Raw genomic sequence first — 21,062 nt, 5'->3', positions numbered from 1 at the left:
ACTCGATGGTAACCAGACGACCCGTGACCGTTCCTGACGATCAGCGCTCAGACGATCGCGGCGATGCTCCAGGACGCCTCGTGCGACTCCCCCGGTCCGAGGTGCACGAGGTCGACGCCGCTCGTGAACGCGTCCGGCGGGCAGGTCATCGGCTCGACGGCCAGACCGCGGCGGTCGTCCTCCGGCTCGGGGCGGTCGCCGGTGTGCACCTGCACCCAGGGGAGCTCCCGGCCCCAGCTCATCCGCACGCCGGTGCCGTCGGCCGTCGTGACCCGCGCCTCGTGACGCCCGCCGGCCGCCGCCGCGACGTCGGTGAAGGCGTGATCGACGAAGAGGTCGCCGATGAGCCGACCGTCGCGGAAGTCGAAGCCGTCGCGTTCGGAGACCCCGTGCACGCCGAGCGGCACGAGGCGGTCGTCGGTCACCTCGAGGTAGCCGTCGGCGGCGAGGGTGAGCGTCCAGTCGTCGACGCGGCCCTCGCCGGCGACGAGGTAGGGGTGCGGGGCCACGCCGTACGGCGCCCGCCCGGCGGCGGCGTTCGACGCCAGCACGGTCGTGTGCAGACCGTCGTCGTCGAGCCGGTACTCGACCCGCAGGTCGAGGCGGTACGGGTAGCCGTCGCTCGGCGCCAGGCGGGTGGCCAGCACGACGCGGTCGGGCGCGTGGTGCTCGACGTCCCATTCGGCCCACTGGACGAGCCCGTGCAGAGCGTGACCGCGCTCGACCTCGGTGATCGGCAGCTGACGCTCGACCCCCTGGTCGTCGTAGAGCCCGTCGACGACCCGGTTGGGCCAGGGGGCGAGCAGGGCGCCGCGGTAGAGCGGCCGGACCTCGTCGACGCCGAACGGGACCACGAGGTCGCGGCCGTCGTAGGTGAGGGCGCGCAGGGTGGCGCCGACACCGGCGATCTCGGCGCGATACGGGCCGTGCTCGATGGTGCTCGCCCGGCCGCTGAGAGGCAGCGGCGCGTCGACCGGACCGGTCGCTGCGGTCGTGGACGAGGAGGCGCGGGTGGGGTCAGACAACAGGGGACTCCTCGAAGACGGTGCGGGCCAGGTGGTCGTTGCGGAAGCGCCCGTCGGGATCGACGGCGCGGGCGTGCGCGGCGAAGTCGTCGAGTCTCGGGAAGCGGCGGCGCAGCGTCCCGTGGTCGAGCGTCGCGACCTTGCCCCAGTGCGGGCGGGCGTCGAACGGCGCGAGGGCCTCCTCGACGACGGGCAGCACGGCGAGTACCTCGTCGGCCAGGCGTCGCCACGTGAAGTGGAAGGCCACGCTGTCGCGTCCGCCGCTCGGGCTGAGCCACGCGTCGTCGGCGGCCACGGTGCGGATCTCGCTGACGAACAGCACGTCGGCGAAGCGGTGCCCCACCGCGCGGAGCGCCCCGATCGCGGCGGCGGCGTGCTCGGCGGGCACGAGGTACTCGCTCTGGATCTCCTCGCCCGCGCTCGGGGTGAAGTCCGCCCGGAAGTGCGGGAGCCGGTCGAGCCAGGGCCCGGGGACGCCGAGCTGCGGCGTCACGGCGTCGGCCGCGGTGTCGGGGAGCATGTGGACGGCCGCCTCGGCGGGCACGCCGCCCAGGTCGGCGAGATCGAGCCGGACCGGGTCGCCGACGCGGGCCTTGGCCCAGACCTGGTCGACGGCGTCGCCCGTCCACCGCGTGAAGAGGCTGACGCTGTACGCGTGACCGAGCACGTCGTCGAGCCGATCGAGGGCGGCCCGCCAGGGCAGCGCCGAATGCACGGTCTGCACCACGTCGAACGTCGGGACCGTGTCGAGGACGAGCGCGGTGACCACGCCCAGGGCCCCGAGACCCACCACCGACGCCTCGAAGCGGTCGTCGCCCCGGCGGACGGTCTCGAGGGAGCCGTCGGCGCGGACGAACTCGACGGCCGCGACGGACGCCGACAGGGCGGGGTTGCCGACTCCCGAACCGTGGGTGCCGGTCTGCACGGCTCCGGCGACCGAGATGTGCGGCAGCGAGGCGAGGTTCGGCAGGGCACGACCCTGACGCTGCAGCTCGACGGCCAGGACGGCGTGCGTCGTCCCGGCCCCGACGCGGACGGTGCCCGCCTCGGCGTCGAGCTCGATGGGCACGTCGAGCCGATCGAGCGACACGAGAGCGCCGTCGGTGTCGGCGACGCGGTTGAACGAGTGCCTCGACCCGAGGGCCTTCACCCGTCGAGACGAGGTGACGACGTCACGGACCTCGTCGACGGTGGTGGGACGGCGCAGGTCTGTCGTCGAGTACTCGACGTTGGCGGCCCAGTTGTGCATCGGGACTCCTTCGGCTCGGTGGCGCGTCCACTCTAGACCTCCGCACCCGCCCGAAGTGAGCGCTCACTCTCCTGCCCCTCGACCGACGCGGGCGGGCGACGACACGCGGCGGACCCCCCGGACTGGGGAGGCGCGACCCCCCTCACTGGGGAGGGGGCGGGCATGCTCCGAGCCGCCCGCACCCTGTTGTCTGGAACAGGACGCCAGGCGAGGGAACGCGGGCGACCGAGACGACCAGGGGACGACCACGATGGACACCACCGCATCCGGCACGGATCAGCCGCCCGCCGTCGTCCAGCGCGCCCCACGGACCCTCGGGAGGATCCGGTCGGAACGCGCCCCGCGCCTCCGGAGATCCCCCCGCTTCTACCTCACCTACCTCGACGAGCCGCAGGCCTCGGGCGACCTCTCCGTGCCCGCCGGCAGCTGCCTCGTGCTGCGGTCCATCGGCGGAGACGACCCCCGGCTCGTGGAGGTCCGCCTGCCCGACGACTCGATCGTCGGCATCGCCCGCCTGCGCCGCGGGTCGTCCGTGGGCGTCGCGTCGCCCGAGTCGCTCGCCGCCCTGGTCTCGCTCGGGACGGTCTTCGTCGACTGGACGTCGCCCGACGGCGTGCGCCGCGCCTCCTGGCTGCGCGTCCCGCCGATCCCCGCCCGGTACCGCACCCTCGCCGGCTGATCGTCGGCGTCGCGATCGACGCCCGGGCAGCAGCCAGGGCGCGACCCGGCGCCTGAGTGAGCGATCCGCGCGGCCTCTTCGGTCGGTCCAGGATGCGCGAGCCGGGCTTGACTGGGAGGACGCCGATCAGGAGACGCCATGAAGAACATCCGCTACGACAGCGCCATCATCCTCACCAGCGACGACGTCGCCGACGCCGTCATCGAGTACGCGGCAGCGCTCTCGGGAGGCGACCGCGCCGACACCGTCGAAGTCCCCGCCGTCGCCCCGGACGGGATGATGACGACCACGAAGATCCTCATCGGGCCGGCCAGCGAACTCGTCGTCGAGGACGCCGAGGCTGACGAGCTCGAGATGGAGAACACGGAGTTCGTCGAGCGCCTCCGCGCGGCGGCCGAGACCTTCGGGCACAGCGAGCCCATCCACGCCGCGGACCGCGAGACCCCCGAGAAGCTCTGAGAGCGCGACCGCATCTCGCCGAGCCGCCCGACAGCCGATCGGTCAGGGGGCTGGCCGCTCCCCCGCAGCTCCGGGGCGCCGACTGTCTCGACAGGTCAGTCCGAGACCGAACTCGGTGAACGATCCCCCATCGGACCGGTATGGCGAGGGTTTCGATGGAGACGCAGGACCGTCGGGGCGCCGAGCAGCGCAAGGGTGAGCAGGACGATGACTGGTGCGTGCGAGATCCACACCGTGGACGTGGGCACGAACCACAGCTTCGCGGCGAGCAGATGAGTCACTGCCAACTGGTTCACCGCGAGTTGCGCAGCGAGGTAGGCCACGTACCCGCCGATGCACAGCACCGACATCAGATACCACCGCTTCCACCGAGCAAGCAAAGGCAGAGGCAGGAAGAGCAGCGCCGGTGCCAGCTGCAGGAGGAACCGCAGGTGCTCCCACAGGAACCACTCGCGTCCGTCAAGGGCCAACATGACAAGCCCGTACACGGCGGGTGGGCAGTAGAGGATGCCTGCGATCAGTTGCAGTCGCTTCGACACCATGGCGTAGCCGGGCCGAAGAGATCTGCCGGCGTGCAGATCATGATCCCGGATCGCTGTCCGGGCGATGAGTTCCGGAGCACCGAGGATCTCCTCGAATGGGCGCGGGTCCTCTGGAGCGGCGTCGTCGAGGTGATCCGCGACGCCCCGGAGCACGTCGCGCCGTCGGCCCGAGGGAAGAACGGACAACTCCCGCCGAAGTTCGCGGAGGTAGCGCGCCTTCTCGTCAACACGACCGGCGAGAAGAGGTGAGGTCGTCATGGAGTCTCCAATAGGTCGTCGACGGTGTTGCGAAAGGGTGCCCACGCTGCCCGGAAGGCAGCGAGACGGGTGTGGCCGGCACTCGTCAGCGTGTAGTACCGGCGCTGACGACCGTCCGCCGGGTTCGTGAGCTCGGTATCGACAAGGCCCGCGTCCCGCAAACGGGAGAGCAGCGGGTACAGGGTGCCCTCGCTCGCGAGCAGGCCTCGCTCCCCCAGCACCTGTGCGAGATTCCGCCCGTAACCGGGTCCCGAGGTCAGGGCGGACAGGACGCAGAACTCCAACACGCCCTTGCGGAGGTTGGTGAGGATCCTGTCCTGTTCATCGCCCATGCCGAGACTCTAACCTTGCTATACAAGGCATTGCAACCCAAGGCTTTCTTGCTCGTGTCTGAACCGATTCGGCTTCGTGCGGGGTCGCCAGCCCGGGGCCTTGATGGAACCTTGGGTTACATGAACACGTCCCGAGCGCTGCCCGGCCACGACTTCGGCTTGGCGGCATCACGCTTCCATCGTGCGACGCGGCAGGCGGTCGAGGCTGCGCTCGAGCCCTTCGAGCTCTCAGGCGCCCAGTACGGAGCGCTCGTCTTCGTCGACCGCAACCCGGGAACGAGCAACGCCGATCTGGCCCGGTTCCTCCTCATCACGCCCCAGGCGCTGGGGCGCGTGACTGCGCAGCTCGGTGTCCGAGGCCTCCTCGTCCGAGATGCCGACGAAGCGATCGGCCGACGCCGACCGTTGGCGCTGACACCCCTCGGGACACGGGTGGTGCGGGAGGCCGAGCCTGCAGTCGAACGCGCTCAGCAACAGCTTCTGAGCCCCCTCACGACCGAACAGCAACTGGCCTTACTGCATGCGCTCGATGCGTGCACGCCATTCCCTGACAGTCCCGGAAAAGACCTGACATGACTTCTTCCCCCTCCCAGATGACCCCACTGGTCGTCGTCATCGGCGGCGGCACGGGCATGGGCCGCGACATCGCCCTGGACCAGGTGAGCCTCGGGCGAGATGTCCTGATCGCCGGTCGACGCGAGGGCCTGCTCACAGAGACGCAGCGGTCCGCGGCAGACCCCGAGAAGATCCTCACCGTCCTCGCCGATGCCTCGACAGTCGAGGGTGTCAGCCGGATCGTCGATGCCGTGGGCGACAGGCGCGTCGCGGGCGTCGTCGCCGCCGCGGGTGGGCAAGGCGGATTCCGTCGACCGGGAACCGACCTCCCGGCGATCGAGAGCGCGTGGGCCGACGCTCTCCGGGTCAACCTCTTCACCGTCGTCCTGCCCGTCGAGGGTCTTCTTCCTCAGGTGCTCGACACGGAAGGACGAATCGTCCTGATCGGCCCGCCGGCCGGACTCGACGGCGGCGGGGGCCCCTGCTCGACCGCCAAGGCCGCCGTCGCCGGCTACGGCCGCGACCTCGCCATCCGCGCTGGCAGGCGCGGCATCACCGTCAACACCCTCGCCCCCGGTTTCGTGGCCGACACGGACTTCTTCGACGCGGCCGGGCTCGGCGACAGCTCGACCATGATCGACGCCGCCGCCGCCCGCACCCTCGTCGGTCGAGTGGGTCAGCCGGAGGACATCACCGCGAGCGTCCGCTGGCTGCTGAGCTCGGAGGCAGGCTGGGTGACCGGGCAGACCATCGCCGTCGACGGCGGCACCGTCATGCTCCGATGACCGCCTGCCTCGTCGTGGGCGCCCACGGTCGAACCGGCAGCCTCGTCGTCGACGAGCTCGTGCGGGCGGGCCCGCCTGGACGATCATCCGCCCCGACGCCGTGACGGAGCCGGCTACGGCCTGCCGGGTCAGGCAGCCGGACCCAGCTCGGCCAGTTCGCCGCCCGCGATGCGGAGACGACGTTGTGCCCGCCGGGCCACGGCCGAGTCGTGCGTGACGATGACGAGGGTGAGCCCTCGATCACGCCAGACGCCCTCGAGCAGGTCCATGATCTCGTCGCGGGTGGCCTCGTCGAGAGAGCCCGTGGGCTCGTCCGCGAGCAACACGCTCGGTTCCTTGACGAGCGCCCGGGCGATGGCGACGCGCTGCTGCTGTCCTCCGGAGAGTTCGCTCGGCAGGTGGTCAGCTCGTTCGGCGAGACCCACGGACGCTAGTGCCGCCTTCGCCTTGTCCCGGCGTTCCGCCCGGGGCGTCGACCCGTCTGCGAAGGCCGTCTCGACGTTCTCCGCGGCCGTGAGGGTGGGGATCAGGTTGAAGCCCTGGAACACGAAACCGATCTCGCGTGCCCGTGCCGCCGCCAGGGCATGGTCGCCCGCCGCCGAGAGCTCGGAGTCACCGAGTCGAACCGTGCCGCTCGTGGGCCGGTCGAGCGCGCCGAGCATCTGGAGCAAGGTGGACTTGCCACCGCCGGTCGGTCCCTGGATCGCGACCATCTGCCCTGCAGGGATCACGAGATCGACCCCGTCGAGTGCTTTCACGGTGCGCTTTTTCTGCTGATAGGTCTTCGTGACGGCGGTGAGCGTGTACATGGGGTCGGTGGCTCCAGAGGCTGTGGTCGGTCGGGTCGTTCCGGCCGGAGCCGGGAGAGAGGTCGAGGTCGGGCGGGACGTGTTCACGCGACGCTCCTCAGGGCCTCGGCGGGACGCAGGCGGGAGGCGCGCCAGCCCCCGACGGCGCCGGCGAGCAGACCGCCGGCGACGGCGAGGCCGACGGCGAGCAGCACGACCGGGACGGTGACGGGAACATTCAGAGCGACGTCGGTGGTCGCCTGGGCGATCTGCTGCCCGAAGCCACCTCCGCCCGCAGCGGCGCCAGGGCCGTCGGCGCCGGGGCCTGCAGCGTCGGTCGTGGCTGCCGCGGACAGAGTCGGCGCCACGATGTTCACGACGAGCACTCCGATCAGGCCGACCGCGACACCGACGACGCCGCCGAGCAGACCCGTGACGAGCGACTCGCCCGCCACCTGGCGGGTGATGCGGGAGTTGCTCCAGCCGATGGCCTTGAGCGTCCCGAATTCGCGCGTCCGGCGGCTCACTCCCGAGACGGTGAAGAGGATCGCGATGAGGAAAGCTGCAGCAAGGACGACCACCGAGAGCCACGTCCCGAGCTTCCCGATCAGGTCGGACGCAGTGGACAGCGAACCCGACACGCTCGACGCGAGGTCGGATTGGGTGTTCACGGTGGCGTCCGGCAGTGCCGCCTGCAGGTCGGTCTTGAGAGCGTTGACGCCGCTGGCGCTCGATGCCGTGACGTAGACGTTGCTGATCTGGTCCGTCAGACCGCTGAGCGCCTGAGCGGTGTCGAGGGGCACGTACGTGTCAGAGGCGGTGGCGGCGTCCGACGACGTGGACGCCACGATCCCGACGACCGTGAAGTCGGTGCCGCCGATGGCGAGCGTGTCACCGACGGCGAGTTCAGCGCTCGTGGCGTACGTCTGGTCGAGCACGACGACGTCGGTCCCCGCGTCGGCGGCGGTGAAGCTGCGGCCGTCGACGAGCGATGCGCTGCTGAGCGGTCCGACCGCGTCCGTGGCGGGGTCGAGGCCCGTGACCGAGAACTGGTCGACGTCGAACGCGCTGCCGCCCGCGCCGTCGGCCCCGCCGGAGGGAGGCGCGGCCTCCGTGCCTGAGTCGGTACCGTCACCGGTCGCACCGTCGGCACCCGCGCCTCCTGCGCCCCCCGGGGAGAAGTCGGGCAGCGTGCCCGAGAAGCTGGAGTTCTGCAGGCTCAGGGTCGCGGTCGCGGCGGAGACGCCGTCGACACCCTCGACGGTGGTCAGGGCCGACGAGTCGAAGGTCGCAGTGCCGCGCGCGGCGGAGAGGGTGCTCTGGGCGACCTCGGTGCTGCCGTCGTCGGTCGTGGTGCCGTCACCGGAGCCGAAGGCGAACTGCTGGCCAGGTCCACCGGTACCCGGCTCGGCGATCTGAGTGATGGTGACGTCGGTTCCGACGCCGTAGATCGACTCGAGGACGGAGGACTGGGCGTTCCTCACGCCGGCCGCCACCCCGCTCACCACGATCACGAGGGCGATGGCCAGGGCGAGGCCCGCTGCGACGATCACGGTCTGTTTGCGTCTGTTGCTCAGCTCTCTGAGCAGGTAGGTCAGGAACACGGTTCTCCTCGGTGCGGGGATCAGGACGAGGAACACGCTAGGAAGCGACACCCTCAGATCCCCATGACCCACATATGCGCTTCCTATGGCTCCAAGGCCTCGGACCCGCCGTCAGGGTCGAACCACGTGCCCGGATGCTGATCGACTATCGGGCATCCGCAGACCGGGCGATCACGGACCGTGACCAAATCACCGATCGGAAGCTCGCGGCGCCTGTGGCCGTCCACCAGCAGCGCCTGCATCCCGGCTGCCCTGGCTCCGTCGATGTCCTTCACGAGATCGTCGCCGACGAACAGGCATGCCCCCGGCTCGACTGCGAGCTCAGAGGCGAGAACTGAGAAGGCCCTCACGTCGGGCTTCGACAAACCGATGCGCTCAGACGTGCAGACGACATCCAACTCGACGAGGAGACCTGTGCGCCGGACCTTCGCTGGTTGCTGAGCCTCCGCCCCGTTCGTCAGCAGCCCGATGCGATGACCGGGCGCGCGCAGGCTCCGAAGAAGCGGAAGCGCATCAGGGAATGCCCGCCACGACGACTCGTACGCCCGCAGATACTCGCTGAACAACTCGTCGATCTCGACGTCACTGGCGGGGACATGGACCCCGAGCGGCGGGAGGACCGAGCGCAGTCTCTCGCGGCGTTGCTCCGAGAAGCTGATCTCGCCCGACCGCCAACGCTCGAAGTGCTGCTCTTCGGCGGCGAACCAGCTATCAAGAGTCGAGTCCGACGCGACGACACCGAGCGAGCCGAGGAAGTGGACCGCGGCGGAGCGGGCCGAACCGTGGTGATCGAACAGCGTCCCGTCGAGGTCGAAGCCGACCGCACCCACTCGCGTCACCGCGCCAGTCTAGAAGTGGACCAGTGGCCGATCCCCTACCGGAACGTCATGAGATGTAGTCGAGCGTGCGCCAAGCTGGGAGCACGACGGGTGCCGATGACGCCGCCTTCACCCCCTCGAGAAAGACACCGGCATGATCTCGCTGACCGCCGCCTCCGCCATGGCCCTCGTCGCGCTGGGCATGGTGCTCACCCCCGGCCCGAACATGATGTACCTCGTCTCGCGCAGCATCAGCCAGGGCCGCCGCGCCGGCCTGGTCTCGCTCGCCGGCACCGCGGTCGGCTTCGTCGTCTACATGACGATGGCCAACGTCGGCCTCGCCGCGGTGTTCCTCGTGGCGCCCTGGCTCTACACGGCGCTGAAGGTCGCCGGCGCCGCGTACCTGCTCTGGCTGGCCTACAAGACGCTGCGACCCGGAGGCGCCTCCGTCTTCGACACCCGTGATCTGCCGCGCGACTCCACGGCCAAGCTCTTCCGCATGGGGCTCGTGACGAACCTGCTGAACCCGAAGGCGGCGATCATGTACCTCGCCCTCATCCCCCAGTTCGTCGACCAGAACGCCGGCGGCGTCGTCGCCCAGGGCTTCCAGCTCGGCGCAGTCCAGATCGCCGTCAGCCTCACCGTCAATGCCGCCATCATCGTCGCCGCCGGGTCCATCGCGGTCTTCCTCCGCCGCAGGCCGAGCTGGATGCGCTGGCAGCGGTGGGCCACCGGAACCCTCCTCGGCGCCGTGGGCGTGAAACTCGCCCTCGACGCACCCGCGCCGGCGGCGGCTGGATAGCGAGCGATCCCCTTACGGGACGCTCCAGCTCCGACAGCCGGACAAGAGATGCATCGTCGTGTGACAACCCGCCAGGAGCAGCCCCGCGATGAGGGCGACGAGCAGGTCGCAGTATGCGGCCGCCGCGCGAACGGTCGAGCCGGAGTTCAGACGCGGACGCGGTGCAACGGGTCGAGCGCCGAGTCCAGCGCCGCCTCGAGCGGCCACGCCGAACGCAGCGGCTGGCTCATCACGAGTCCGCCCTGCACCGCCGTGAGGATCACCATCGCGATCCGCTCCGGGTCGGCCTCGCGGTCGACGTCGCCCGACGCCTGCATCTTGCGGACCCCCGCGGCGAGCAGATCGCGCCACGCGCCCATGCTCTCGGCGATGACGCGCTCGAGCTCCGGGTCGGTCATGGCCGCCTGCGTCGCGAGCGACCCGATCGGGCAGGCCCACCGACCGAGGCCGAGGTAGTAGTCCACGAGCGCCTCCCGCCAGGCGCTCCACGACTCCCACGAGGAGAGGTCGTCTACATGCGGCTGCTGCGCGGCGAGCAGCTGCCCGCCCTCCCACGCGGCGACCTCGCGGACGAGCTCCGCCTTGCCGCCCGGGAAGTAGTGGAACAGCTGGCTCTTGCTCGTCAGGGTCGCCGCCCGGACGGTGTCGAGGGTCGTCCCGCCGATGCCCGACGCGAGGATCTGCTCGCCCGTCGCCTCGATGATGCGCTGCCGCGTTGCTCGGCCGCGCGCGGTGAGCTTCTTCTCTTCCACGCCCCGATCCTAACCCTCTGGACCACCGGGTCCATTCTTGTGCTAGTAATGGACCATGAAGTCCAATGAAGAGGAACTGCAGACCCTGACAGCCGACACCCGCTTGGCAGGCACGACCGCGCTCGTCACCGGCTCGACCAGCGGGATCGGCGAAGCCATCGTCCGCGTCCTCGCCGCCTCCGGCGCCGAGGTCGTCGTGAACGGGCGCGACGCCGGACGCGCCGAGGCCGTCGTGCGCAGCATCACCGAGGCCGGCGGTCAGGCCCACGCCGTGGTCGGCGACCTCGGCGGGACCGCGTCAGAGGTGCGCCGCATCGCCGCGGCAGCTGAGGACGCGCTCGGCGGCCACGTCGACGTCGTCGTCAACAACGCCGGCATCTACCCCGTTGGCCCCACCGCCGGCCTCTCCGACACTGACCTCGACGCCGTCCTCGCGGTCAACGTCCGCGCGCCCCACGTGCTCGTCGGAGCACTCGCCCCCGCGATGGTCGAGCGCGGAGGCGGCTCGATCGTCAACATCGGCTCGTGGATGGCCCGTGTCGGAGTCCCCTTCGGCGCCGCCTACACCGCCTCGAAGGCCGCCCTCGAACAGATGACCCGCACCTGGTCGGCCGAGTTCGGACCCTCCGGCGTGGGAGTCACGACCGTGTCTCCCGGCGCGACGAGCACGCCAGGCAACGCCGAGAGCGCCGACACCCTGGCCGCGATGACGGCGGGCACCGTGGCGGGCCGACCGGTCCGCCCGGTCGACGTCGCCTTCGCGGTCCGCTGGCTCGTCTCGGGCGAGGCGGCGTTCGTGCACGGCAGCACCGTCGACGTCGACGGCGGGATCGCCGCGGTCCGGCTCGCATGAACACCGACCCGACACTCCAGGACGCCCGACGGTTCGGTGCGTCCTCGACTGCCCTCGACGTGGTGGAGGGCATCGACCTGCACGGCCAGACTGCCCTGGTCACGGGTGCCAGCTCAGGGATCGGCGTCGAGACGGCAAGGGCTCTTGCCCGGGCCGGCGCGACGGTGGTCCTGGCGGTCCGCAGCATCGACGCCGGCGAGAGGACGGTCGAGGAGATCAGAGCCCGGGACCCGGCCGCGACCCTTCGGGTGATGGAACTCGATCTCGCCGACCTCAACTCCGTGCGTCGACTGACCGCTGAGTGGTCGGGACCCCTGCACCTGCTGGTCGCCAACGCAGGCGTCATGCACGTCCCCGAACGACGCACGCCCGAGGGTCGGGAATGGCACTTCGGCGTCAACCACCTCGGGCACTTCGCCCTGGCCAACGGCCTCCACCAGCCGCTGGCCGAGGCTCAGGGAGCGCGCGTCATCTCGCTGTCATCGAGCGGCCACGGTGCGAGCGGCATTCGCTTCGACGACCTCGACTTCCGTCGGACGCCCTACGACGCAGGGATCGCGTACGGGCAATCGAAGACCGCGAACGTACTGTTCGGCGTCGAGGCCACGCACAGATGGCACGACGAGGGCATCACGGCTGCTGCCGTGATGCCCGGGGGCATCTGGACCGGACTGCAACGCCACTGGGACCCCGCCGTGCTGGCCGCGATGAAGCGCCGCTACTCCCACCGCGTCAAGACGGTCGAGCAGGGCGCCGCGACATCGGTGTTCGTCGCCACACGGGCAGAGCTCGGCGTCGGCGCCCCGGCGTACTGGGAAGACTGCGGCCCGGCCGACGTCGTGGACCACATCATCGACGGGACCCACGGAGTCATGCGCCATGCCCTCGACCCCGACGTGGCTCAGCGCCTCTGGTCAGAGTCCGAAGCCCTGACCCGATGAGAAATCCGCCCACCAGATGGCAACCCGATAGCCGATCGTCTATCGGTACGCCGCCCTGAGCAGGTTTGCGAGATGGAAGTTCCACCCCTCCTCGTGTGCGGCTCGAAGTCCGTCGCCATCTACGAGCTGCCCAAAACCTCGTTCCGTCAGCGTGACCGTGCTCCGCTCGCCGTCACTACGGATGTCGAAGCGGACCATAAGTGGCGACGGCCATTCCGGCTGCTGCCACACGAAGGCCAGCCGACTCGGCGGTACTGCTTCCGTCACGCGACCGTCAGCGAAGTGCTCGCGGCCGCCCTCGGTCCAGGTCTCGCGCACGACCGAGCCGACCTCAGGAGTCAGCACCAGCTCAGGCCACCAGGAGTCGCGCTCGTCCGTAAGCGCGCACCACAGTCCCTCCGCGGAGGACACCGATGCGACGGTGATCGACAGAGAGTCAGCGCACATGCTCAGACGCTAGTGCGTCTGCCCAGCACCGGTGCCGATGTGCCGGCCAACGATCGGTTACCGGGCAGGGTCAGGTCTCAGAGACTTCCGACCAGCGCGTGCAGGAATCGCAGGACGGGGCGGGCCAGCTATCGCCAAAGCCAGAAGCAGCGGCCGAGGCCACCAGCCGGGCGCCTCACTATTGGCGCGGTCCCGGCGCCGCCGGGCGCGCTCGGCACGCGTCCGGGGCTGCGGCCTACGACGCGCGCGGCCTCTAGGGCGTTCCGGCAGGGGCAGTTCCGACTCCGACATCTACGCTTGCTCGGCTCTCTGGACGGCCCGGTAGACCGTCGAGCGTGCGACGCCGAACAGCTCGGCGATCTCGCTCGTGGTGTGGGCGCCGGTGCGGTGCAATTGCACGAGGTGACCCTTCTTGGTCAACTCGTCCGCGATGTCGGTCGCGTCGCGCAGCGAACGAGCGAGGCGGTCGAGCTTGGTGACGACCAGGACGTCGCCGGCACGGCACGCGGCCAGAGCTTCGCGGAGCCCGGGTCGCGCTCGAGTCGTGCCCGAGAGCCCGTGCTCAACATGCACGTGTTGAGCGTCAACACTAAGTGCTTCGAGACCGTCACGTTGTGCCGCGAGATCCTGCCCCGAGGTCGAGACGCGAGCGTATTCGATGAGCATCCGACGTCCGTAGCGTTTAAACCCCCTTCACCGGGCATTTTTGCGGGACAGGCATACGCGAATCCGCAGGCCAGGCCCCACTTGACATCGGCCGATGAAGACGGGCTCGAGCAGGTGTCCCGATGAACGACCGCCTGTCGGACAGCCAGAGGGATGCGTCACCGCAGACAGAGACACCGGCTGCAGACTCGCGACCGGATCGACGCCCCGCCCGAGTGCTTCCAGGGCGGGAAGACTCCGCGGAAGCCGCCCCATCTGCTCAGGCGTCGAACATCGGATACGGCTGATCATCCTCACTCGCGTAGACGATTCCGAATGGTTTGTTCGTGATGAAGAGGAACGTCACGTCGTTGTCCGCGGTCGCCCCGTGCTCCATCCACCCACCCTCGGGGAACCAGACGAAGTTGCCCGGCCCGTACTGCCCCCGGTGCGTGTTCAGCACTCCGTCGAGGACGTACATCCCGTGGGCATGAGGGTGGGTGTGCCACGTGTTCGTGAAGCCCGCCGCGTAGCGGAGCATCATCACCTGCATGCCGGTGTCGGGGTCGCTGAAGAGGCTCTTGCTCGGCAGCTCGGCCCCGGTCTGGGGCACGAGGAACGTCCCCCACGGCATCCGGCTCGAATCGGCGACGATGACGTCTGTCTGGTTGGTCGGAACGGTCTCGGTCTTGTCCGTGATCTCGGTCATGGCGATCCTTTCGGGGGAGGTCATGCTCGGCGTGTGAGGAGCGGCGGAACGTGTCAGCGATCGTGGTGCGGTCAGGCGGGCCCGAGACCGGTCACGCCGCCTGTGACGGCTCGAGTCGTGACGCCGTCCGGCCAGCGCAGCTGGACGCCGCGCTCGAGGGTGAGCACGCCCACCTCGGCGGTCTCCGCGTGCGACGAGTGCATCCGGGACTCGCCAGCGCGGTCGGCGGTCACCATGCCGAACCCCGGGAAGCAGCTCAGCCAGTCGCCCATCGTGACGTCCCTCACCCCGTGCCCGGCACCTCCGGGGTTCGGCACCGCGGGTGTGGGCACGGACGCGACGTCGACGACCGCGCCGTAGCCGCTGGCCTCGGCCAGCATGCCGACGGTACCGACGATCCCCGCCATGCTGACGTCCTTCGCCGCTGCCGGGCGGGCTCGTGCCACGGTGCCGGCCAGGTCACGCAGCTCGTGCGAGCGGCGCCCCTCGGTGGAGTTCCATTGGGTGCCGTGCTGACCTTCGCGCCATGCCCCCGTCACATCGATCGTGAGGCTGAGTGCATCGCCGTAGCGACCGCCACCACCCGGCACGGGGTGCGCCGTGCGTCCCAGGGCCGTCACGCTCAGGGCGGCCGGCACCCCGACCTGCGTGTGGCCGCCGAGCAGTGGGACTCCCCATGCCTCGGCGCCGCGCCGCAGGCCGGTCATCACCCGGCGGACGAGCGCGGCGTCTCGGCCGCCGACCGCGTCGAGGATCCCCACGGGCGTCGCGCCCATGGCACTGAGGTCGTTGACGTTGACGAGCACGCCGCACCAGCCGGCCCATTCAGGGTCACGCTCGACCATGGACGGGAGGATCGCGTCGCATGCGGCGACCACGTCGGTCCCGGGCACGGGGGCGCCGTCGTCGCCCACCCAGCCGGGGCCGCCGAGGGCGCCGACGGGCGATGACGCCCATGCCGTGTGCGGTTCGAGCACGGTCTCGAGGAGCGTCTTGGTCGCGTCGACGAGACGCTGGTAGCGGTCGATCGGCCAGCGCATCCGCAGGTGGTCGACCCCGCCGATCACGCAGGTGCCGGTGGTCTCCCAGCCGAGGCGGCGGAAGAGCACCGAGCTGCGCACCTGCACGGTCGCATCGAAGCGGACGACGCCGAGCTGCTCGGCCAGGGCTGATGCAGCACGGACGAGGGCGGAACCGATGCCGAGCGCGCTGCGGGCGGCGGGCGCCACGACGAGCCGGGACCCCGTCCACCAGCCGATGTCCCGCTCGCCCTCGGGGGCGAGGCGCACACCGCCGACGATGACGGTGCCTGCCCGGGCGACGAGCACGATCGTGCGCGGGTCGTCGTCGAGGTCGTCCTGGTCGCTGCCGTCGAACAGGCCCTGCTCGTCGACGAACGCGACGTGGCGCAGGCGGCGGTACGCCTCCAGGTCGCGCCCGTCGGCGATCCCGATGAGGAACTCGGCGGGCGGCACCACGACCCGGGGCCCCATCAGGGCCGGCACGTCGAGCAGCGCCACGTCAGCCCCCCGCCGTCTGCAGCGCGGAGCACGCGCCGCACGCGGCGCAGCCGGCCTTCTGGTCGGTGCCCTTCATGCCTGCGGCGATCAGCGCCTCCGACACCCTGAACGTGATGTCGTGCAGGACCGAGCCGTGCGGCGCCGGGACGTGGTCGACGTCCACGGCGAGGGTCCCCCGCAGCGGACGGAACGGCACGACGAACGGGTAGACGCCCATGTCGATGAGCTCCTGCGCCCCGGCGACCAACTCGTCGGGGTCCTCGCCCAGCCCGACCAGCAGGTACGTGGAGACCTGGTTGCGGCCGAAGACACGGACGGCCTCGCGCCAGGCGGCCCGGTACTCGTCCATCGAGACGCGCGACTTGCCCGGCATCCAGCGGCGCCGCACATCGTCGTCCATCGACTCGACATGGATGCCGATCGAGCGCGCTCCGGCCTCGTAGAGGTCGGTGATCGTCGCGAGGTCCCCCGGGGGCTCGCACTGCACCTGGATCTCGAGCCCGGGCACGACGGCCTTGATCGCGCGCACGCACCGCGCCAGGTGCGTGGCTCCGCGGTCCCGCCCCTTCGAGGTGCCGGTGGTCATCACCATCTGCTCGACGCCGTCCAGCCGCCAGGCGGCCTCGGCCACCTCCGCGATCATCGACGGCGTCTTGACGGCCACGGTCGCGCCGGCGTTCAGCGACTCCTCGATCGAGCAGAAGCGGCATCGCTCGGCGACGTCGTAGCGGACGCAGGTCTGCACGACGGTGGTGGCGAGCACCTTCGCCCCGTGGAGGCGCGCGATCTTCTCGTACGAGACGCCGTCGGCGGTCGACAGATCGTAGAACCGGGGCCGTCCGACCGGTGTGACCTCGATGCCGGTGTCCTCGCCGTCGAGGTACAGCCTGCCGTCGTCGACGAGGTACGGGCTGTCCTGGTTCTGCGGGATCGCGGTCTGGAGGCCCTGGAACATCACGTGCCCGTCGTCGCTGGGACCGGCGCCTCCTTCTCGGTGGACGGGCGCGGCGACGCGGATGCCGCGGATGGCGACGTCGACCCGGGCGGAGAGCGCGCCTCCGTTCGAGATGCCACCGGCACGGCGAGCAGGGGCCTGCGACTCGTTGGTGATCGTCACGCGATCACCGGCTCAGACCATGTAGGTGCTGTTGATGATGGCGCCCTTGCGGGCGTAGTGGATGACGGCGTCCTGCACGTCGAGCGGGTGGGCGGGGATGACGCCGGCGATGAGGTCCTCCTCGCGCGCACCGTGCAGGGCGAGGCCGAAGCGGCACGCGAACACGGTGCCGCCCTCGGCGATGAAGGTCTCGAGGGCGTTGTTGATGTTGTTCTCGCCCGGGAACCCGTCGGCGCCGGTCGTCGGGAACCCCCGGTTGGCGATGGCGTTGATCGAGCCGGGGCCGTAGAAGTACAGCACGCTCGTGAAGCCCTTGCGGAGGGCCCTCGTCGCCTGCAGCACGGCGACGAAGCTCACCGACGACTCGTGCGCGATCCCATGCACGAGCTGGAAGTAGTACTCGTCCTTCGTGGCGGTGTAGTCGGGGAAGATCTTCGTCGATCCGTAGATGTTGCTGCCCTTGGGCAGCGACGGGTGCGCGATCTCGTTTCGCGAGGTCTCGATGTTGTCGAGGATCTGCTGGTCGTAGTCGATGTCGCTCATGGTGCGGGCTCCTTGCGGGGTCGGATGAGGAACTGCCGGTCGATCTGCGCTCGAGTCTTCGGCCCCAGTGTTACCGGCTGATTACCAGGGGACGTTCTTTTGTTTCGGGACCGCCGATCGCACTCATCTATTGCGGCCCCGACCGTCGAAACGAGGTCTTATTCCCGCCGAAACCAATCAGAAACACGATGTGACGTTCACTGGAGGCGTGCAGGACCCTGCGCGAACGGCCCCACCGACGCACCGCAAGGAGACACCATGGCAACGACCGTCGCTGCCGTCTCGGCGAACTTCACCCGAGACCTGGACCAGAACTACGAGCTCATCGAGAGCCTCGTCCACGAGGCGCGCGAGGCGGGCGTCCAGCTGCTGGTCTTCCCCGAGGCTGCGATCGGGGGCTACCTGTCGTCGCTCGGCAACCACGGCGACACCCTCAAGACCACCACCCGGTCCCTTCCGCCCGCGATCACGCTGGACGGCCCCGAGATCGGTCGAGTGCAGCGGATCGTCGGCGACATGGTCGTCTGCATCGGCTTCTGCGAGTCGGCCGACGACGGCGAGACCCGGTACAACGCCGCCGTCTGCCTCGACGGCTCGCAGATCTACGGCTCGTACCGCAAGGTGCACCAGCCCCTCGGCGAGGCCATGTCGTACTCGGCCGGCGACGTCTACGAGGCGTTCGACACACCCGTCGGACGCCTGGGCATGCAGATCTGCTACGACAAGGCGTTCCCTGAGGCGGCCCGCTCGTTGGCGATGGACGGCGCCGAGATCATCGTCAGCATGTCGGCCTGGCCGGTCGCCCGGACCGCCACCGCCGAGAACCTGCAGGACGACCGCTGGACCTACCGCTTCAACCTCCTCGACCTGGCCCGAGCCCTCGACAACCAGGTCTTCTGGATCGCCTCGAACCAGGCCGGCACCTTCGGCTCGCTCCGCTACGTCGGAAACGCGAAGGTCGTCGACCCGGGCGGCAACGTGCTCGCCACGACGCTGCTCGACGCCGGCCTCGCCATCGCCGAGATCGACGTCGAGGGAACGTTCCGGGCGATGCGCGGCGGCATGTTCCACCTGCGCGACCGTCGACCCGACGCCTACCGCACGGGCGAGGCCACCGCCGCGACCGCTGCTGCGGGGGTGCTCGCCCGTGCCTGAGATGACGTTCCAGGTCCGCTGGCCCGACGGCACCGAGACGGCGTGCTACTCCCCGAGCCTGGTGATGCACGACTACCTCGTCGCGGGGGCCGAGTACCCCCTCGCCGAGTTCGTCGAGCGGTCGACCACCGCGCTCCGGGTGGCGAGCGAGCGAGTCGCCGCGAAGTACGGATTCGCGTGCACCTCCGCGATGCAGCAGGAGAGCGAGATCACGGCCCTCGCCGCCACGCACGACGGAGGCGCGGTGCAGGTGCTCGAGATGCAGCCGCCGTCGCCCGCCCCCGCAGCCGCACCCGCGCCTCCTTCGCTCGCCTCCTCGTCGGAGGTGGCTCCGTGACCGCACCGCGCCGGGTCGTCGACGGCACGCACGTCGAGGTCGCCGTCGTCGGCGGCGGCCAGGCGGGCCTCTCCATCAGCTGGCACCTGACCCGGCAGCGCATCGACCACGTCGTGCTCGAGCGCGACACGATCGCGCACGACTGGATCGACCGCCGCTGGGACGCCTTCACCCTCGTCACGCCGAACTGGCAGTGCGCGCTGCCGGGTTTCGCCTACGACGGCGACGACCCCGACGGCTTCATGGGCCGCGACGAAGTCCACGCCTGGATCCGCCGCTACGCCGATTCGTTCGATGCGCCCGTCGTCGAGAACGTGCTCGTCACGCGCCTGCGTGATGCTGCGACGGGTGGCTTCGAGGTCGTCACCGACCAGGGCACGATCCGCGCCGACCAGGTCGTCGTCGCGACGGGGGGCTACCACCGGCCCGTGCTGCCCGCGGTCGCGGCGGGGGTCTCGTCCGACATCGTGCAGGTGCACTCCGCTGACTACCGGTCGCCCGGGGCGATGCCCGAGGGCGGCGTGCTCGTCGTCGGCTCGGGCCAGTCGGGCGCTCAGATCGCGGAGGACCTGCATCTCGCCGGCCGACGCGTGCACCTCGCGCTCGGATCGGCACCCCGCTGCGCCCGGTTCTACCGCGGTCGCGACTGCATCGCCTGGCTGAGCGACATGGGCGTCTACGACATCCCCGTCCAGGCGCAGGTCGGCGGCCTCACGAAGCGCGAGTCGACGAACCACTACATGACCGGACGCGACGGCGGCCGCGACATCGACCTGCGCGCCTTCGCGCTCGAGGGCATGCAGCTCCACGGCCGCCTCACCGCCGCCGACGGCACGGCACTGACGTTCAGCCCGACCGCCGAGGCGTCGCTCGACCACGCGGACTCCGTGATGGAGTCGATCAAGACCGACATCGACCGCTACATCGAGCGGGAGGGCCTCGATGCCCCGACGGAGGCGCGGTACACCCCCGTCTGGCGGCCCGAGACCGAGGTCACGGGCCTCGACCTGCGCGATGCCGGGATCACGAGCATCGTCTGGTCGGCGGGGTTCCGCTCCGACTACTCGTGGGTGCAGATCGGCGTGTTCGACGGGGCCGGCCACCCCACCCACCAGCGCGGCACGACCACGACGCCGGGCCTCCACTTCCTCGGACTGCCGTGGCTGCACACATGGGGCTCGGGCCGGTTCGAGGCCGTCGCCCGCGACGCCGCGCACGTGGCGGACAGCATCGCGGCCCGGGCGGGCCGGTCGCCTCTGCCGGAGGAGGCCGTGGTGCCGGGCTAGCCTGTCGCCATGGCCGAGATCACGATGGGGGCCGTCGCCGCGCACTTCGGGCGGGACGTCGAGCGCACGCTGTCGAAGCTGCCCGGCATGATCGAGCAGGCCCGCCAACGCGGGGTCGACCTGCTCGTGCTGCCCGACGCCACTCTCGGCGGCTACCTGCTCGACATGGTCCACCCGGGGCCTGAGGCCCTGCCGCCGGCCGTCGAGATGGACGGGCCGGAGGTGCAGGCCGTCGCCGACATGGCGGGCGACATGACGATCTGCTTCGGCGTCGCCGAGCGCGAGCTCGACGGCGGCGAGGACGTCCGCTACAACAGCGCGGTCTGCGTGCAGGGCGGGCGCCTGCTCGGCACCCACCGCAAGGTGCATCTCCCCCTCGGCGAGTCGGAGGCGTACCGGGCGGGGAGCTCGTTCACGCCGTTCGACACTCCCGTCGGCCGGCTCGGCATGATGATCGACTTCGACAAGACGTTCCCGGAGTCGTCCCGCACCCTGGCCCTCGACGGCGCCGAGCTGCTCGCCTGCCTGAGCGCTTGGCCGGCCAGCGTCACCGACCGTTCGGACCGCATGCGCAACGACCGCCAGGCTCACCTGTTCGACCTCTACGACTGCGCCCGCGCGGCGGAGAACCAGCTGTACCTCGTGTCGTCGAACCAGACGGGGGTGCTCGGCGGGCTGCGGTTCCTCGGGCAGGCGAAGGTCGTCGACCCCGCCGGCGAGGTCGTCGCGAAGACCTGGGCCAAGGGCGGGCTCGCCGTCGCCACGGCCGACGTCGTCGCGAGCGTCGCCCGGGCACGCCGCACCATCGACCACTTCCAGGAGCGGGCCCCCGACGCGTACGCCGCTGAACTCCGCTGACCA

At 70.5% G+C, this 21,062-nt stretch carries 25 protein-coding genes; 11 read left to right on the top strand and 14 right to left on the bottom strand.

The window, feature by feature from the left end; translation table 11 throughout:
- Nucleotides 1–47: 47 nt before the first annotated feature.
- Together ASF89_RS14725 and ASF89_RS14720 are read right to left on the bottom strand one after the other, a co-directional pair.
- Nucleotides 48–1,025 carry an aldose 1-epimerase family protein gene (locus tag ASF89_RS14725; RefSeq protein WP_235484156.1) on the bottom strand — a complete coding sequence of 326 codons (978 nt, stop codon included), beginning with the start codon at nucleotides 1,023–1,025 and terminating at the stop codon, nucleotides 48–50.
- The gene (locus tag ASF89_RS14720; protein ID WP_055801748.1) at nucleotides 1,018–2,274 is read right to left on the bottom strand and encodes an FAD-binding protein; all 1,257 of its coding nucleotides are present in this window, start codon (nucleotides 2,272–2,274) and stop codon (nucleotides 1,018–1,020) included. Before ASF89_RS14720 ends, ASF89_RS14725 begins: the two co-directional genes overlap by 8 nt.
- Before the next feature lie 250 nt (nucleotides 2,275–2,524).
- On the opposite strand from ASF89_RS14720, the gene ASF89_RS14715 reads away from it, so the two are divergent.
- The gene (locus tag ASF89_RS14715; RefSeq protein ID WP_055816225.1) at nucleotides 2,525–2,953 is read left to right on the top strand and encodes a hypothetical protein; all 429 of its coding nucleotides are present in this window, start codon (nucleotides 2,525–2,527) and stop codon (nucleotides 2,951–2,953) included.
- 138 nt (nucleotides 2,954–3,091) lie between these two features.
- Nucleotides 3,092–3,412, top strand: a complete 321-nt coding sequence (locus ASF89_RS14710) for a hypothetical protein (protein WP_055801752.1) — start codon at nucleotides 3,092–3,094, stop codon at nucleotides 3,410–3,412.
- A gap of 95 nt (nucleotides 3,413–3,507) precedes the next feature.
- On the opposite strand, the gene ASF89_RS14705 is transcribed toward ASF89_RS14710, so the two are convergent.
- Nucleotides 3,508–4,212, bottom strand: a complete 705-nt coding sequence (locus tag ASF89_RS14705; protein WP_055816222.1) for a hypothetical protein — start codon at nucleotides 4,210–4,212, stop codon at nucleotides 3,508–3,510.
- Nucleotides 4,209–4,544: a PadR family transcriptional regulator gene (locus ASF89_RS14700; protein WP_055816219.1), complete on the bottom strand. Its 336-nt coding sequence runs from the start codon at nucleotides 4,542–4,544 to the stop codon at nucleotides 4,209–4,211. Before ASF89_RS14700 ends, ASF89_RS14705 begins: the two co-directional genes overlap by 4 nt.
- Before the next feature lie 120 nt (nucleotides 4,545–4,664).
- Here ASF89_RS14700 and ASF89_RS15780 point away from each other — a divergent pair, with 120 nt between their 5' ends.
- Together ASF89_RS15780 and ASF89_RS14690 are read left to right on the top strand one after the other, a co-directional pair.
- Nucleotides 4,665–5,120 (top strand): MarR family winged helix-turn-helix transcriptional regulator, encoded by a 456-nt coding sequence (locus ASF89_RS15780; RefSeq protein ID WP_156463444.1) that lies wholly within the window; start codon nucleotides 4,665–4,667, stop codon nucleotides 5,118–5,120.
- A complete protein-coding gene (locus ASF89_RS14690) occupies nucleotides 5,117–5,884 on the top strand; it encodes an SDR family NAD(P)-dependent oxidoreductase (RefSeq protein WP_082490082.1) in 768 nt (255 codons plus the stop codon). The genes ASF89_RS15780 and ASF89_RS14690 overlap by 4 nt, the downstream gene beginning before the upstream one ends.
- A gap of 128 nt (nucleotides 5,885–6,012) precedes the next feature.
- Here the strand turns inward: ASF89_RS14690 and ASF89_RS14685 are convergent, their stop codons facing one another.
- The 3 genes from ASF89_RS14685 to ASF89_RS14675 all read right to left on the bottom strand — a co-directional run bounded on the left by ASF89_RS14685 (nucleotide 6,013) and on the right by ASF89_RS14675 (nucleotide 9,115).
- A complete protein-coding gene (locus ASF89_RS14685) occupies nucleotides 6,013–6,693 on the bottom strand; it encodes an ABC transporter ATP-binding protein (protein WP_055816210.1) in 681 nt (226 codons plus the stop codon).
- Between the two features lie 83 nt (nucleotides 6,694–6,776).
- Nucleotides 6,777–8,276, bottom strand: coding sequence for an ABC transporter permease (locus ASF89_RS14680; protein ID WP_055816207.1), 1,500 nt, complete (start codon nucleotides 8,274–8,276; stop codon nucleotides 6,777–6,779).
- Between the two features lie 83 nt (nucleotides 8,277–8,359).
- Complete coding sequence (locus tag ASF89_RS14675) at nucleotides 8,360–9,115, bottom strand: HAD family hydrolase (protein WP_082490080.1); 756 nt, start codon at nucleotides 9,113–9,115, stop codon at nucleotides 8,360–8,362.
- 133 nt (nucleotides 9,116–9,248) lie between these two features.
- Here ASF89_RS14675 and ASF89_RS14670 point away from each other — a divergent pair, with 133 nt between their 5' ends.
- Entirely contained in the window at nucleotides 9,249–9,896 is a 648-nt protein-coding gene (locus ASF89_RS14670; RefSeq protein WP_055816202.1) for a LysE family translocator, read from the top strand.
- A 146-nt stretch (nucleotides 9,897–10,042) separates the two neighbouring features.
- Here the strand turns inward: ASF89_RS14670 and ASF89_RS14665 are convergent, their stop codons facing one another.
- Entirely contained in the window at nucleotides 10,043–10,648 is a 606-nt protein-coding gene (locus ASF89_RS14665) for a TetR/AcrR family transcriptional regulator (protein WP_055802135.1), read from the bottom strand.
- A gap of 55 nt (nucleotides 10,649–10,703) precedes the next feature.
- On the opposite strand from ASF89_RS14665, the gene ASF89_RS14660 reads away from it, so the two are divergent.
- Nucleotides 10,704–11,501: an SDR family NAD(P)-dependent oxidoreductase gene (locus ASF89_RS14660; RefSeq protein ID WP_055802138.1), complete on the top strand. Its 798-nt coding sequence runs from the start codon at nucleotides 10,704–10,706 to the stop codon at nucleotides 11,499–11,501.
- Entirely contained in the window at nucleotides 11,498–12,442 is a 945-nt protein-coding gene (locus tag ASF89_RS14655) for an SDR family NAD(P)-dependent oxidoreductase (RefSeq protein WP_055816199.1), read from the top strand. Before ASF89_RS14660 ends, ASF89_RS14655 begins: the two co-directional genes overlap by 4 nt.
- Nucleotides 12,443–12,481: 39 nt before the next feature.
- Here ASF89_RS14655 and ASF89_RS14650 read toward each other — a convergent pair whose 3' ends face one another.
- The 6 genes from ASF89_RS14650 to ASF89_RS14625 all read right to left on the bottom strand — a co-directional run bounded on the left by ASF89_RS14650 (nucleotide 12,482) and on the right by ASF89_RS14625 (nucleotide 17,423).
- Nucleotides 12,482–12,889, bottom strand: coding sequence for an SRPBCC domain-containing protein (locus tag ASF89_RS14650; protein ID WP_082490079.1), 408 nt, complete (start codon nucleotides 12,887–12,889; stop codon nucleotides 12,482–12,484).
- A 291-nt stretch (nucleotides 12,890–13,180) separates the two neighbouring features.
- Nucleotides 13,181–13,555, bottom strand: a complete 375-nt coding sequence (locus tag ASF89_RS14645) for a recombinase family protein (RefSeq protein WP_082490077.1) — start codon at nucleotides 13,553–13,555, stop codon at nucleotides 13,181–13,183.
- Nucleotides 13,556–13,814: 259 nt separating this feature from the next.
- The gene (locus ASF89_RS14640) at nucleotides 13,815–14,243 is read right to left on the bottom strand and encodes a cupin domain-containing protein (RefSeq protein WP_200937198.1); all 429 of its coding nucleotides are present in this window, start codon (nucleotides 14,241–14,243) and stop codon (nucleotides 13,815–13,817) included.
- Nucleotides 14,244–14,314: 71 nt separating this feature from the next.
- Nucleotides 14,315–15,763, bottom strand: coding sequence for an MSMEG_0567/sll0787 family protein (locus ASF89_RS14635; protein WP_200937196.1), 1,449 nt, complete (start codon nucleotides 15,761–15,763; stop codon nucleotides 14,315–14,317).
- 1 nt (nucleotide 15,764) lies between these two features.
- A complete protein-coding gene (locus ASF89_RS14630; protein ID WP_235484154.1) occupies nucleotides 15,765–16,880 on the bottom strand; it encodes an MSMEG_0568 family radical SAM protein in 1,116 nt (371 codons plus the stop codon).
- Between the two features lie 12 nt (nucleotides 16,881–16,892).
- Nucleotides 16,893–17,423, bottom strand: a complete 531-nt coding sequence (locus ASF89_RS14625; RefSeq protein ID WP_055802064.1) for an MSMEG_0572/Sll0783 family nitrogen starvation response protein — start codon at nucleotides 17,421–17,423, stop codon at nucleotides 16,893–16,895.
- 258 nt (nucleotides 17,424–17,681) lie between these two features.
- On the opposite strand from ASF89_RS14625, the gene ASF89_RS14620 reads away from it, so the two are divergent.
- Genes ASF89_RS14620 through ASF89_RS14605 form a run of 4 tightly spaced genes read left to right on the top strand, consistent with a single transcriptional unit; the run spans nucleotide 17,682 to nucleotide 21,059 of the window.
- Nucleotides 17,682–18,578, top strand: a complete 897-nt coding sequence (locus ASF89_RS14620; protein ID WP_055802061.1) for a carbon-nitrogen hydrolase family protein — start codon at nucleotides 17,682–17,684, stop codon at nucleotides 18,576–18,578.
- 1 nt (nucleotide 18,579) lies between these two features.
- Nucleotides 18,580–18,915: an MSMEG_0570 family nitrogen starvation response protein gene (locus ASF89_RS14615; RefSeq protein ID WP_235476681.1), complete on the top strand. Its 336-nt coding sequence runs from the start codon at nucleotides 18,580–18,582 to the stop codon at nucleotides 18,913–18,915.
- Nucleotides 18,912–20,201 carry an MSMEG_0569 family flavin-dependent oxidoreductase gene (locus ASF89_RS14610; RefSeq protein ID WP_055816190.1) on the top strand — a complete coding sequence of 430 codons (1,290 nt, stop codon included), beginning with the start codon at nucleotides 18,912–18,914 and terminating at the stop codon, nucleotides 20,199–20,201. Before ASF89_RS14615 ends, ASF89_RS14610 begins: the two co-directional genes overlap by 4 nt.
- Nucleotides 20,202–20,210: 9 nt before the next feature.
- Nucleotides 20,211–21,059: a carbon-nitrogen hydrolase family protein gene (locus ASF89_RS14605; protein ID WP_055816188.1), complete on the top strand. Its 849-nt coding sequence runs from the start codon at nucleotides 20,211–20,213 to the stop codon at nucleotides 21,057–21,059.
- The last annotated feature ends 3 nt before the right edge of the window (nucleotides 21,060–21,062 follow it).

The sequence above is a fragment of the Frigoribacterium sp. Leaf172 genome (assembly GCF_001424285.1).
Taxonomy (GTDB): domain Bacteria; phylum Actinomycetota; class Actinomycetes; order Actinomycetales; family Microbacteriaceae; genus Frigoribacterium.
The sequence above is the reverse complement of the archived record's forward strand: the minus strand, read 5'-3'. Positions and strand labels throughout refer to the sequence as shown.